Origin of the sequence: Aquibacillus sediminis, from assembly GCF_005870085.1 — a bacterium.
In the GTDB taxonomy this organism is placed as follows: domain Bacteria; phylum Bacillota; class Bacilli; order Bacillales; family Amphibacillaceae; genus Aquibacillus_E; species Aquibacillus_E sediminis.
Window position 1 is genome coordinate 1 of sequence record NZ_SZNM01000025.1, and the last position, 14,135, is coordinate 14,135.

10 protein-coding genes and 1 riboswitch are annotated in these 14,135 nt (G+C 37.5%); of the genes, 2 read left to right on the forward strand and 8 right to left on the reverse strand.

Going from position 1 to position 14,135, the window contains the following annotated elements; all coding sequences use genetic code 11:
- Positions 1 to 390 precede the first annotated feature (390 nt).
- Together FCI53_RS17375 and FCI53_RS17380 are read right to left on the reverse strand one after the other, a co-directional pair.
- On the reverse strand, positions 391 to 1,179 hold the full coding sequence (locus FCI53_RS17375; RefSeq protein ID WP_138420314.1) for an SDR family oxidoreductase: 789 nt from the start codon (positions 1,177 to 1,179) through the stop codon (positions 391 to 393).
- A 438-nt stretch (positions 1,180 to 1,617) separates the two neighbouring features.
- Positions 1,618 to 2,586, reverse strand: coding sequence for a ring-cleaving dioxygenase (locus tag FCI53_RS17380; protein ID WP_138420315.1), 969 nt, complete (start codon positions 2,584 to 2,586; stop codon positions 1,618 to 1,620).
- Between the two features lie 122 nt (positions 2,587 to 2,708).
- Positions 2,709 to 2,825: riboswitch (TPP riboswitch) on the forward strand.
- 67 nt (positions 2,826 to 2,892) lie between these two features.
- Between FCI53_RS17380 and thiW the strand changes: the two genes are divergently transcribed.
- Entirely contained in the window at positions 2,893 to 3,390 is a 498-nt protein-coding gene (gene thiW, locus FCI53_RS17385; RefSeq protein WP_138420316.1) for an energy coupling factor transporter S component ThiW, read from the forward strand.
- A 130-nt stretch (positions 3,391 to 3,520) separates the two neighbouring features.
- Here the strand turns inward: thiW and FCI53_RS17390 are convergent, their stop codons facing one another.
- The 4 genes from FCI53_RS17390 to helD all read right to left on the reverse strand — a co-directional run bounded on the left by FCI53_RS17390 (position 3,521) and on the right by helD (position 9,492).
- The gene (locus FCI53_RS17390) at positions 3,521 to 3,760 is read right to left on the reverse strand and encodes a ferredoxin family protein (protein ID WP_138420317.1); all 240 of its coding nucleotides are present in this window, start codon (positions 3,758 to 3,760) and stop codon (positions 3,521 to 3,523) included.
- Positions 3,761 to 4,186: 426 nt separating this feature from the next.
- On the reverse strand, positions 4,187 to 5,026 hold the full coding sequence (locus tag FCI53_RS17395; RefSeq protein ID WP_138420318.1) for an aldo/keto reductase: 840 nt from the start codon (positions 5,024 to 5,026) through the stop codon (positions 4,187 to 4,189).
- 152 nt (positions 5,027 to 5,178) lie between these two features.
- Positions 5,179 to 6,741 carry a BCCT family transporter gene (locus FCI53_RS17400; RefSeq protein ID WP_171038221.1) on the reverse strand — a complete coding sequence of 521 codons (1,563 nt, stop codon included), beginning with the start codon at positions 6,739 to 6,741 and terminating at the stop codon, positions 5,179 to 5,181.
- Between the two features lie 393 nt (positions 6,742 to 7,134).
- Positions 7,135 to 9,492, reverse strand: coding sequence for an RNA polymerase recycling motor HelD (gene helD / locus FCI53_RS17405; RefSeq protein WP_138420319.1), 2,358 nt, complete (start codon positions 9,490 to 9,492; stop codon positions 7,135 to 7,137).
- Positions 9,493 to 10,140: 648 nt separating this feature from the next.
- Here helD and FCI53_RS17410 point away from each other — a divergent pair.
- Positions 10,141 to 11,331, forward strand: coding sequence for an MFS transporter (locus FCI53_RS17410; RefSeq protein ID WP_138420320.1), 1,191 nt, complete (start codon positions 10,141 to 10,143; stop codon positions 11,329 to 11,331).
- Positions 11,332 to 11,637: 306 nt separating this feature from the next.
- Here FCI53_RS17410 and FCI53_RS17415 read toward each other — a convergent pair whose 3' ends face one another.
- Together FCI53_RS17415 and FCI53_RS17420 are read right to left on the reverse strand one after the other, a co-directional pair.
- On the reverse strand, positions 11,638 to 12,192 hold the full coding sequence (locus FCI53_RS17415) for a hypothetical protein (RefSeq protein WP_138420321.1): 555 nt from the start codon (positions 12,190 to 12,192) through the stop codon (positions 11,638 to 11,640).
- Positions 12,193 to 12,706: 514 nt separating this feature from the next.
- A complete protein-coding gene (locus FCI53_RS17420; protein ID WP_246050143.1) occupies positions 12,707 to 14,044 on the reverse strand; it encodes a purine/pyrimidine permease in 1,338 nt (445 codons plus the stop codon).
- Positions 14,045 to 14,135 lie beyond the last annotated feature (91 nt).

Consider the following 14,135-nt stretch of genomic DNA (forward strand, 5'->3'; position numbering starts at 1 on the left):
CTGTTTCTTGCTTAAACTGCTCACTATATCTTTGCCTATGTTCACCCATGGAAACCCTCCTAGTTATTATCATCATATCCAAATATGACTTTCGTTAACGGGGTATCCACTTTTTATTCTAGCTTCACTCATTCCGCTATTTGCTATTATTCTAGCTATTTTCCCCTCTTTTGAACCTAATAGCGGAATCACAACCTATCGCATTTACTTTTTGGCTCTTTTTCTTGAAATAGCGGATCCACGGACCGGTTCACCTACGGTTGCGGTTGCACATTCCGTTATTAAGTAAAATACAGGCTGTTACGTCATATACTATAGCTCTTGCGACAATCTCAATACAAAAAATTAATCGTGCCTGATCAGCTTATCTGGCACGATTAATTCTCATACTTACAACAATGACTCCGCACCATCAATAAATAATTCCGTTCCTGTGATATGACTTGATGCGTCAGATGCTAAAAAGTGAACCAGGTCAGCTACTTGTTCCGGCTTGCCTGCTTGATGTTCTAATGGTTGGTTACCTTTCGGATAGTTAACCGGTATTTTAATTTTCTTCAATTTCTTTTCTTCCGGAAACGTATTTTCATTTATGTTTGTATCAATTGCACCTGGACAAATGATATTTACACGAATATTGTATTGCGCCAATTCCAGTGCAGCCATTTTACCAAACGCCATTTGACCAGCTTTACTTGTACTATATGCGGACATACCAAAGCCAGAAAAGGTCCGATTTCCATTAATAGAGCTTGTTATAATCACACTACCACCATGTTGTTTTAGATGAGGCACAGCATATTTGACGGTCAAAAAGGCGCTTTTTAAATTGGTCGTTAATGTTTGATCCCAATCATCTGGGGTTAAGTCTTCAATTGGTGCAACGGTTCCATTAATCCCAGCATTTGCAAACACAATGTCTAACCTGCCCCACCTATCAACAATTTGTTTGACACTCTCTTTCACACGATTAGGATCAGACACATCCGTATCAGTTATAATTGCCTCACTTCCTATTTTCTCAATCTCCTTTTTCACTTTCTCTGCATTGTCTTCTTTAAGGTCAACTAACCCTACTTTCACGCCCTCTTTCGCCAAACGAATGGCAGAGGCCTCCCCAATCCCCGAGCTAGCACCTGTTACGAGTGCTACTTTTCCCGAAAGTGTTTGCTTGTTCATTTTCACCCTCCTAATCATTCATTAGAATTTCCAGAAGTAGCTTGGCTATGTAACCCAAGAGTGTAAATTTTATGATAGAAGGGATTCAGATCTCATGTAGAAAACAGTAAACGGGACATTTATTCCGCTATTTTTGGAAAAAGACCTTGATTTGAGCTTCCCCGGACATCTGTTCCGTTATTTTTAAAAAAGGAGTCAAATTCACGCCGTTTTCATAAAATAAAGCACTCAATATCCGTTCCCCCCTTGAATAAGCAGTTTTTGTTTTGTTGAAAAAAAGGAACTAAATGTCCACTGAAGTAAAGTAACACGCATATTCTCCAACCTTCAACAAAACAAACACAGCTTCAACTTTAAAAAGCTCAGAAATGAATCTGAGCTTTTTTGACTTACTTTTATATTGTTCCCACATTGTCAAAAGACGTGTCACTTAGTGCATTATTTTGTATCTAACGGTTTTAAATTTGCCTCAATTTCTTCACGTTGATCTTCAAAAAACGGGGGCAGTGCAATACTTTCACCTAGGTGCTCCACATGTTCATCCGTTGCAAAGCCCGGTCCATCTGTCGCTAACTCAAAAAGAATCCCATTGGGTTCTCGAAAATATAAAGATTTAAAATAATAGCGATCCACCAAGCCAGAGTTTGGCAGCCTGTGTTTGGTAACTCGTTTTTTCCAGTCGGCTAATTCCTCTTCATTGTCCACACGAAATGCAACATGGTGGACACTTCCTCGTCCAGGACGTTCACGTTGTAGTTCTGGTCGATGTTCCACCTGTACTTCTGCGCCAGAACCGCCCTGCCCAGTTTGGTATACTTGTATATCTGGCTGACCTGCTAATGCTGAAGGATAGGTCCCAACATGTCGAAATCCTAATAGTTCTGTGAGTACCTTCACGGTTGGTTCAGGATTTGGTACCGTTAATTTAGCTGGTCCAAGTCCAAGAATCCCATTTTCTTTCGAGACAGGACTTCGATCCCACGGCGTTCCTGCTGCTACCCCTTGATTGGTTTCATCTGAAACGAGAACTAATCGTTGTTCTTCATGGTCTTGAAAGAAAAGGACAGATCGACCAAATTGCTCTGTGATTTCTTCATGTTCCACATCATACTCTTCAAAACGACTTTTCCAATACGTTAGAACTTCATCATTGGCGACACGCAGTGAAGTTGCAGAAATACTATTATTTCCTTGATACGTATGTCCAGCCATCGGTATTTCAAAAAAGGTAAAATCTGTTCCAGGATTACCCACTTCATCCGCGTAAAATAAGTGATACATACTTGTATCATCTTGATTAACAGTTTTTTTGACGAGTCTCATCCCAAGGACTTTTGTATAAAAATCATAATTATCCTTCGCATTTGCGGTAATTGCTGATACATGGTGAATCCCTTTCAATTCCATTACGGTCATCCCTTTCATTTTATTACTTTTAGTTTAACTAGAACACTATCTCAAATTCAAGATATCCATTTTAAATGTTGACTTATTTATTATAGTGTGGAAAAATTAGTTTATAATTACATAGTTTCTACTAGGGGTGCCTATAATGCATAGGCTGAGAGAAGAACGCGATAAAGTTCTTTAACTCTTAAGGACCTGATCTAGTTTATACTAGCGGAGGGAAGTAGCTGTTTAAAGATGGTATATGCCAGGTCCTTATTGTTTAAGGGTCTGGCATTTTTATTTTTAATTAAAGGGGAGAGAACAATGAAAAATACTCGATTATTAACTACCATGGCTGTATTTGTTGCCATTGGTGTGATTGGATCATCATTTCTTTGGTTTCCAACTGGAATTGCCAAAGCGTATCCTGTTCAACATGCAGTCAATGTAATGGCCGCTGTTACGTTAGGACCTGTACCAGCAGTTGTCATTGCCTTCATGATTGGTTTAATACGTAATTTATTAGGGCTTGGTACATTACTAGCATTTCCAGGTGGTATGGTTGGCGCACTACTAGCTGGTTATCTCTATCATTGGACCAAGAAAAAGTATCTAGCAGCAACCGGTGAAATGATCGGAACTGGAATTATAGGCTCGTTATTATCAGTTCCCTTTGCGAATATATTGATGGGGCAATCTGTAGGAGCAATAGCATTCATACCAGGTTTTGTCGTTAGCAGTTGTACTGGTGCATTGATTGGCTTATTTGTATTATCGCGGGTGAAGCAGCAGAATTTGATACCGAAACAATTACAATCCTAAAATTTATAATTTGGTTCCTTATTCCGTATTTTAGAGAACTCGAACCTCTTAAAAAGAATCATGCTTCCTAAATACAATTTTCAACAGTAAAAACGCTGCTTTCCTCATTAGGATAGCAGCGTTCCTAATCCTATTTATTCCCAAAAAACGCCTCAGCTTTTTCTAAATAAACTTCTTGATCAGGCAGTAAATCGTACTCTTCTTCAATAGCATCAACAGGGCAGACTGCCTTACATGCGCCACAGTCAATACAAATATCTGGATCTATATAAAATTGATCTTTTCCTTCCTCGATACAATCTACAGGACAAACGGTAACACATTCGCCCGCTTTCTCTGTTGAACATGGTGCCGTGATGACAAACGCCATTTATGTTCCCCCCTTATTTAATTACCTATATTTATTTAATAACAGGATGGCGACTCGTTGCAAGAAATGCGCTTTTAATTAACCGGTTATTAAAGACCTCTTTAAAAGGGATTGCTTTGACGTAAAAAGTATAGTATTCCGACGTAAGTTTTACGAGAGGTGACCTTCTTTCAATCTGAATAGGGTGCAAAGATAGGTCAGCAAAATTGGGTGGGAGTTTGAATCTGTCGATATAGAGCCTGTCATGACACTTTCTGCTAAAACTTGAGACCTTGACTGTCGAGAGAAGGCCCGTCACGACACTTTCTGCTAAAATCTGTGACTTTAACTGTCGAGAGAGAGCTAAAAAGTACAACAACCACCCCACCCATACACAAAAATCAGAGCATAACAAAACTGGACAACCTAAGCTGTCCAGTTTATCTATTATACTCGATTCATTTCATCTGGGTCTGGCCCAACACGTTCTTCTTTATTTAATTCATTTATTGCCTTCATATCTTCTTCAGATAATTCAAAGTCAAACACGTCTGCATTCGCAACAATTCGTTGCTCTTTAACCGATTTCGGAATAGTAACTACTTCACTTTGTAAGTCCCAGCGAATAATTACTTGTGCTGTACTTTTGCCGTGTTTTTCAGCAATCTTCGTTAAAGTTGGGTCATCAAGTAATTGCCCTTGTTTTAATGGAGACCATGCTTCCAATTGAATCCCATGCTTTTTGCAGTATTCATGCAGTTCTACCTGTGCTAAATGCGGATGGAATTCCACTTGGTTTACCATCGGCTTTACTTCAGCATCTTGAATCAAATCTTCTAAGTGATGCTCTTTAAAATTACTTACCCCAATCGCACGAATTTTACCGTCTTTATATAATTTTTCCATTGCCTTCCAGGTCTCTTTGTATTTTGCTTGTTCTGGTACAGGCCAGTGGATTAAGTATAAATCCAAATACTCAAGTCCAAGTTTGTCTAGGCTTGTTTCAAATGCCTGTAAGGTTGATTCATACCCTTGATCTGCATTCCAGACCTTGGACGTTATAAACAATTCTTCACGAGGTACCCCGGATTCTTTAATTGCTTGCCCAACGCCTTTTTCATTTTTATAAACAGCAGCAGTATCAATACTTTTATACCCATGTTTTAATGCAGATTTTACTGAATGAATCACTTCGTCTCCATCTTCCACTAAAAAAACACCTAAACCTAACCAGGGCATTTTCACCCCGTTATGTAATGTTGTTGTGTCCTGTAATTGCGTTGGCATAACTATTCCTCCTTCTGTTCATACATTCTTTATTCTCCCACAGGATTAGAAAAAAATGAATTAATTTGCACGTTATGTTTACCACAACCCATTTTTCACATAAAAAAAGGAGGCCACCCTACTTAGGATTGACCTCAAAATAAAATATAATATTATTTGGATTTTGCATTTTTAGGTTTGGTAACAATTCCTTGTTCCACACCTAGTTTTTGCGCGACCCGCACTGCCCCCCATAAAGTTGGCAGCATAATGATCGAAACGGGTACGGCTGTGACAACGATCGAATTTTGAATAGCTGAAATACTATTTTCTCCAATTGCCAGTAACATCGCAGACATTGCACCAAAAATAATCACCCAAAAAACTCGGATCCATCGTTTTGGTTTATCATCACCAGTCAACGTTACCGCAACCGTGTAGGAAATGGAGTCCACTGTTGTCGTAACAAAGACTAATGTCACAATTAAAAAGCCGATTGCTAAAAATATACCTAATGGAAGTTGCCCCATAATCGACATAACCGCCGCAGGCATACCACCTTCAGCAAAAGGTTCTGAGATAGAGCCAGGTTTGTCTAACTCGATCTTTATCCCAGTACCACCGACAACAGTGAACCAGAAATTCGTTACTAATGGAGCAACAATCGATACCGCGATAATTAGTTCACGGATTGTTCTTCCACGAGAAATTCTTGCAATAAAAATTGCCATCATTGGGGCGTATCCAAGGAACCAGCCCCAGAAGAATACGGTCCACCAACCAAGCCATCCTTTATCACCTTGATATAAAGCCATTGTCAGCATGTGTTGAAAATGGAAACCCTCTGCTGACACAAATTTATTAAGAATAAACATCGTTGGACCTAAAACTAAAATAGCTGCTGCTAAAAATACAGTTAATCCAACATTCATTCGACTCAAGAACTGAATGCCTCGATCGACTCCAGTTGCAACAGAGATTGCTGCAATTACAACTAGACCAATGACAATAATAATATTGGTTGTTAATGTATTGGGGATACCAAATACCCAGTTCAAACCATATCCTAGTTGTAAACCTAGAAAACCAATTGGCCCCATTGTACCAGCAGCAACTGCTACAATAGAGATAACATCGGCAGCAGCACCTGTAATACTCGATTTACGGAAAATCCTTTTGCCAAAAACTGGATAAAGAAACGCTCTTGGCTTCATTGGATATCCTTTATGATAATGACCATACATAAGAACAATCGTTGCCAATGTCCCTAAAATTGCCCAAGCTAGAAAGCCCCAATGCAAGAAGCTTTGAGCTAGTGCCGGTTCAATACCAGCTTCGGTTAAAGATTGATCTTCAAATAATGGTGGTGTTTCAAGAAAGTGACTTAATGGCTCCGATGCAGCCCAGAATACCCCACCTGCTGCAAGCAACGTACAAAGGATCATCGCGACCCAACGATAATAACCATTTTCTGGTTGCGACTTTCCACCTAAACGAATTTTTCCATATTTACTGAAGGCTAATATTAATCCAATTACAAAATTCGCTAGAAGTAATACTTCCCAGTAAGATCCAAAATAGGTGGCACTAAAGTCAAATGACGTGTTAATCCACGACTCCACCATTTCTAAGTCAAACATCGCTATAATAACAAATAGGATTAATAATCCTCCACTAATAATAAAAACGGGCTTATCTAATTCTTTCTTTGACGTAATACTTTCTTTTTGATGCACTCTTTTCCTCCTAATTTTTAGAAGCAAGTACCCACAATAACTTCCCTTCTCTCTCTATATCTGTCATTGCAGACCGTTGGATGGGAATTTTTTTAAAATATGTTGGTTGGCCGTTGACGCCACCTTTTCATTTATACTATCAGTTTGCACCAACTGCTTAGTATAAATACAACACTATAGACATTTTATAGTATTCGTCTAAATTAGCTTCATAACCATCAGCTTGCTTTATTTTTGTACTACATATTTACTTTGTCATATTACTTAAAAAAGCTGAAGGCTAAATCACTCCCAACTATTGTTTATAACATAGCCATTAATTATATAGACATTTCACTAAATTGTCAATTATTTGGATTTATACAAGAATAGGAAAAGGTCAATAGCATTAGCTTATTGACCTTTGTTCACTTCATAAATCTTATAATGTGTATAGTAATCATTTGGAACTTGTTCAATGAAAGGACTTGGTTTCCCTAACGAAAACATTTTTAGCTCATGCATGGCTCTAGTTCCGGCCGTATAAAATAAATTTCTCTCTAAGTCTCGATTGTATAGTTGTTCAGATGCATTATGAATGATCACCGCATCAAATTCAATTCCTTTAGCCAAATATGCTGGAATCACGACAATTCCTTTACTAAACGTATGTGTGTCATGGTTCATTAATTTCACATCCAGACGGTGCTGCAAGTTCCGATAAACAATCGTGCTTTCCCTCATTGTCTTACAAATGACCGCAATTGTCTGATGGCCTCGTTCTTCCATGTCCTCGATTTGTTCGACTAATTTTTCGTATAGTATTTCATAATTCCCTACTTCAGTAAGAACTGGTTTCACTCCATCACGGTTAAAAGGCTCAATTTGATCCCCTTCAGGCATAAAAGATTTTGTGAAATCCACAATCTGTTTTGTTGAACGATAACTTCTTCTTAAAGTAATCTTTTCGTGCTTTTCTTTCATTTTATCCGATAACAAGGTTTCTTCATGTAGTGCATGCGCATAAATTGCTTGACTAATATCTCCAAGTAACGTCATGCGACTATTTGGAAAGAGGCGCTTTAAATAAGCAAATTGAAATGGCGAATAATCCTGTGCTTCATCAATAAATACATGCTGAATCGATAGGTTTGATTGGAATCCAGTCAACAGTTTCTTGAAATAGAGATATGGCGTAGCATCCTCCCATGTTAGCTGGTTATTTTTTATATACTCGATCGTTCGTTTACAAATCGCATCCCAATTAAGTGGTAATTGTTGTGAGTAAATATCTGCCAACTCTTGATCAAGAAATAACTTAATAAATGTATTTTTAACATCTACAAAGTAAAATAACTTAACCTTTTGCCTTAAAGGTTTCAGTTTATTAGCGATCACCTTTCTCCTTAGTAATTCCTCTTCACGATCAAAGTCATCAAAAGTATCTTCAGAAAAAGGGTTTTCTTCTTGTAATTGTTGATGAACTTTCAGGTAATCTTCCTTATCCAATAGTTGAATTTCATCTAATACCCAATCTTGATTTTTCTCTTTTCGTGCAAATTGTTTTAGTTTAGTCAGTAGCCATTCTGATACAGCTTCAATCCGGTTTGGGATAGCCATTGAGGCATCTAAGCCATAAAAATAGGATTCGATTTCTTCCTTAGTTACCAAGGTTTGTCCCCGGAATGTAATATTGGTAAATACGACGCCTTTTTGTTCTAATTTATTAACAAACGTATCGATCATTCGCTTATATTCAAGGCTTGCTTTAAAACGAATCGCTTCTACCCTTGTATCATAGTTCTTACCAGTTCCATTTAAGTAATATTCCATTTGATCGAACGGTGATTCAATCGTAAACTGCTTATCTAACTGCCCATTCACATAATCGGAGAACGTCGTTTGCTGCATATTTTCTTCTCCTAATTCAGGTAAAACTGTTGCAACATAACTATTAAATAATGGATTAGGAGAAAATAAAACAATATTTTCTGAGTTTAACACTTCTCGGTATCGATACAATAAATAGGCGACTCGTTGTAAGGCTGCAGATGTTTTTCCACTACCAGCTACCCCTTGGACAATCAACAAATTACTTTTTTCATTACGAATAATTTGGTTTTGCTCACGTTGAATCGTGGCAACAATGCTTTTCATATTCGTATCCGCGTTGCCTCCAAGTACCGCTTGCAGCAAGTGATCCCCAATCGTTAAACCTGTATTAAACATCCCTTTCAGTTTTCCATTGCGAATGATAAACTGTCGCTTAAGCGTGATTTCCCCTTCAATCGTTCCGTCAATTGTTTCATACTCCGCCTCACCTGGTGGGTAGTCGTAGTACAAACTTGAAATAGGCGCTCGCCAATCATAGATTAAAAAATCATCATCGTTTTCATCCATTAATGATGAAATCCCAATATAAATTGGTTCCTCGTAGGCCTCTCCATCCTCTTTAAAATCAATCCTACCGAAATATGGCGAATCCTCCAATCGATATAACGTTTTTAGGTGTTCATTTACTTGCCCATAGCTTCTCTCGCGTTCCGATAGAAATTCTGCTTGTTGTTTTAAACTTGCCTGTGTCTCAATCACATCATCCATTTCATCCAAGTTTACGGTAACATCTTCCCAGAAGTTTTTCCTTATATCGATGACCCCTTCTTTTAAGCCACCTTCACGATCACTTAACTTTTCAATTTTATTATTTATCTCATCAACCACTTGATCAACACGTTCTTGTTCTTCCATCCACTCTTTATCATTTTCATTCATTTCTAACACCCCCAATAAAATACACGAACAGCTATATAGATACTTCTTAATAGTAGTTATCGTTAGCGAATTATTTCTATGTTAAACCTTAAATCTATATTATTATATACACAAGTAAAACGGAAAACCATGTTGATGTAACTGTTTGTTATATTTTGCCAATTTATTCTAAGAAGTATGGTGATACGACCTTTCTTCCAACCATTTATAGAAAAGTACTGACCAAACACACACAAAGTTCATCTTACTTATTCGATGTAATGTTAAAGCTTTCCTTGCTTGATCCAAAAATAATTATTCGATCCACGTTATCTTGCCTACTGTACGGTGATTATTACCTTAGTTTACGACGCGAATTGCTCATTCATGCTATCCAAGCCCTTTGAATCTGTTCATAGGACAAATTAAACCTTCATAAGTGTATTCTATATAGAATCTACCACCAATTACATGATTATAATCGTTAGTCAGCACCATTTTTTATTATGGTTCTCGACGCAGGAAAAAGATACTGTATACCTACATTCGAATCACTTCATTTTTTTACACGTGTGATGTAACATATGTATTTAGTAATACGAATTATATTGATAGAAAGAAGTGATCACTATTACCCAAGAACAAACCGTTAAGAGGAATTTGTTCATCATGTGGTTTGCCAACTTCTTTATAGCAGGAAGCATCACCATGGTATTACCATTTTTGTCATTATATATTGAAACATTAGGAGACTTTAGTGACCAATATGTACAAAATTGGTCAGGCATCACATTTGCTGTTACATTTGTAGCAGCTTTTATTTGTTCACCTATTTGGGGTAAAATAGGGGACCGTCACGGAAGAAAGCCCATCTTAGTCATTTCTGGAATCGGCCTTGGTTTATCTGTTTTATTGATGGGGTTTACCACTTCTGTTTGGCAATTATTTTTATTACGTTTATTAATGGGCGTATTCACAGGCTTTGTATCGATGTCACAGGCGTTCATCTCCACACAAACCCCAAAACATATTGCTGGCCAAGTTCTAGGTGTATTACAAACAGGAAGTGTGACAGGTAGTTTAATGGGGCCACTAATCGGAGGGGTAATCGCAGATACGTTTGGCTATGCCGCAACATTTAAGTCTATCTCTACACTACTACTGTTATCAGGTATTCTTGTTTGGATTGGTGTGAAAGAGTTTAAACTAGAAGATTCAGAGCCAAACACCAAAACAAGTTATTCTAGTAAAGAAGTCCTTCAACACATTATTCAAAACCGTCTACTGTTGATTGTCATGTTGATTTCCATGTTTATTCAAATTGCACACTTTAGTATTCAACCGATCCTCTCTTTATATGTAGGGGAATTGCATGGCCCTGAAAACCTTGCCTTATATGCTGGGATTGCTTTTTCAGCTGCCGGGGCAGGTAACCTATTGATGTCTAGAAACTGGGGTAAAATTGCGGACCGTGTCGGTTATATTAAAATATTAATTGTTTTACTATTTATGGCCGCAATCGTTTATTTCCCAGGTGCTTTTGTTACGAACATTTGGCAACTCGTTGTTTTACGTTTTTTATTAGGCGTTTCGATTGGTGGCGTGATCCCTGTTCGCGTTGCTTACATCCGCCAAGAAGCACCAATTGCCATGCAAGGGGAAGTATTAGGGTATAACACAAGCATTCGTTTCCTAGGAAATACAATTGGTCCATTACTAGGTGGATTTCTTGCAGGTTACTTTGGCTTTTCTGCTGTATTCTTCGTCACGAGTTTCTTGTTATTACTCAGTGCAATCGCACTATGGGCTGCTGCTCAACGAAAGCCCGCAGCCATTAAAGAGCACTCGCATTCTGTCTAAAAGAAGCAGGGGCGTAATGTGCAGGACTGACAAAACTCTTGTGAAATCTATTAAAACTTATTTCATTATACGCTATAAGTCTTTAACTAGCCAGACTATTTAGTGACCAGTCAAACTTACGCGATCGAGAGAAAAATGCTAATAACATTAGAAATAACATAATAATTAACATACATTCTCCTAACCCTATTTAGCAGTATAAATAGCAAACTAAAACGCTCAGAACCTGAGCGTTTTTTATTGTATATTTAATTTTTCTTCTTCAACTAAAGACCCGGGTTTGTTGAATAACAGCATCTTTTGCCACTATTGCATTTGTTGCGCCAAATCAATTAGCATTTCTTTCACTTTATTAGGATTATCCGTTTCCCCACTAAAATTAAGGGAATAATAAACGCCATTTTGTTTCCACTCCACAGAAACGGAATAACCGTCATTCGGAGGTCTATCTGGTATAAAATAAATCTCTTTATTATTGTCTAAGGTGATCTTTTCTGAATCTTCGTTTAGATAGTTTACTTCAAAATCCCTTGCATAAATCGTTAAGGTATTTCTGTACTTATCATCTGAGGTTGCTAAAAGCTCAATGGAAATATCTTTACCATCTTCGGTATCTATCCAATCAATGATGGTTGTTGGTTTGAAGGGCTCAAATGTTTTTGGTAAGTTGGGAACGTTTAAATTGAATGGCATTGCATTAATCGCTACATCTAAAGATGGCGCTTTGTATTGCTTCCCTTCGAGATCATTCGCATTTTGAATCACTTGATCAGCTTCAAGGTTTTCAATATCTAATGTTTTATTATTTTCTTGACAAGCTACAAGCATTATAAGTAAAAACAAAACTATAATTTCTTTCAATGTTCTCCTCCTTGTTCTCTTTAGTTCCACTTTACATAAACCAAAATCCTTGTTGAAGATTACTGCTCTTTACTTTATGTACAGCTAGTCATAATGATTTTATCATAAAATTCCAACAATTAATTTAAAAAGAGAGGAACGTCTCCAATAATTTGACGTTCCACTTGTTGTGGTAATACCTCGGTTAAATTCTCCATAGCCTACTAAATAATTTTATAAAACTTAAAACCCCAAAAAAACGTTGGAAAACAGAAACAACTCACTATTAACATCACAAATGACATTAGAAATAACATAAAAATTAACCATTCGCTTTAGCACCTTAAATTCAGCAGTAAAGATTTATGTACACATGGTAAAAAGGTTGCTATTTACCATGTTAATTAAGGTGTTAAAATCAATAGATGTTGTTATATCCGTAAAAACAGGAGGAGTACGAAACGTTATGCGTTTTGTACTCCTAAATAGTGTGTTATTTATTATTTTCTCCCCCTACAACTAAAACCCGTTACTTTTAAGCTGAGCTTTTTTGTTTGCTATGTTGATTATAGTCTTTTTTGTCTTTTAACTTCCACATTTGTTCTAGCGCAATCACCAATGTTGTACCGACCAACAATCCGTTACTAGCAAAGTTTTGTACGATTGTGGGGAGATCAATGAAGACTTCAGGTGGTAAAAACATTGTCCCCATTCCAATCAAATAAGAAATTCCAATAATCATTACCTTTTGACTATCTAGTCCATCATAGGAAACATTTCGAAGCGCTAAACCTACTAGTTGAACAAAAGTTGCTAGTAAGGCAGCATTAGCAACTGGTGCTGGAATTGCCGCCACAAATTGTACCAATGGTGGAAAGAGCGAAACAAGTATTAATACAATTGATGCATAGATAAATGGCGCTTTCCTCTTTTGACCTGTTAAACCGATAAAACCAGCTGATGTTGCTAGCGGAACATTTGCAACTGCTGCAAAGCCACCAGCAAGTCCGTGATTTATCCCGGAAAAGGCACTGCCTCGATTTACTTGGCCATGATCATAATCTGCTTTTCCATTAAGTATTTGACTAATAGCAACAATTGATGCAACAATGTTTGACAATAAAATAATGGCTGTAACAAAAGCAATCGGAATTAAACTGATATCAAAGTCAGGCATTCCAAAGGCAAACACCTCTGGTACAGAAAATAATGAAGCTTGGTTCGTCACTGCCTGGTTTCCTACCACTAATGCAAAAACCATCCAACCAATCACAATTCCAATTAATACTGCGTAATTACTTAACCAACCACGTGCAAACGTAGATAAACCCAATACAATAAAAAATGTAGCAAAGGCAATTATAGCTTCTGCTAACTGGATTGATTCCACACCCTGCTGAAGCCCTAACATTCCTTGTAGAAATGTCCCACTCAATTGCACGGTAAGCAACAAGAAAAACGTCCCAATCACTAACGGAGTAAAAATCGGCAATATTTTCGCAGCAATTTTAAACACGCCAAATAATAATAGAAATGCCCCCGTCAGAATCATGGTTGCTTCTAATTGCTGAAGCGACTCCGTTAAACTAATGCCGCTTTGCACACCTGTTATCGCCATCACAGAGAAAATACTAATCCAAATCCCTGCCGGCCCCTCCATAATTGGCAAACGATGCCCTAGCACCCCTTGAAGCAAGGTGGCAACACCCGCAACAAATAATGTTCGTTGCATTAAGCCAGAGATTTCAATAAAACTCAACTCAAAAATAGCCCCAATTACGATTGGCATTGCAACCGTAGTCGCTAGAAAGAAAATAAACCATTGCACTGTCTCCATTGCCGTTTGTGTAATGGAGTGTTGTTGATTATTCACATTTTCCTCTCCTTAGAACGTAAAATAAGAAAAGCCACTACTATTAATGGCTTTTCTTATTTTATCATTAAAACTTTATTAAAATTGTATA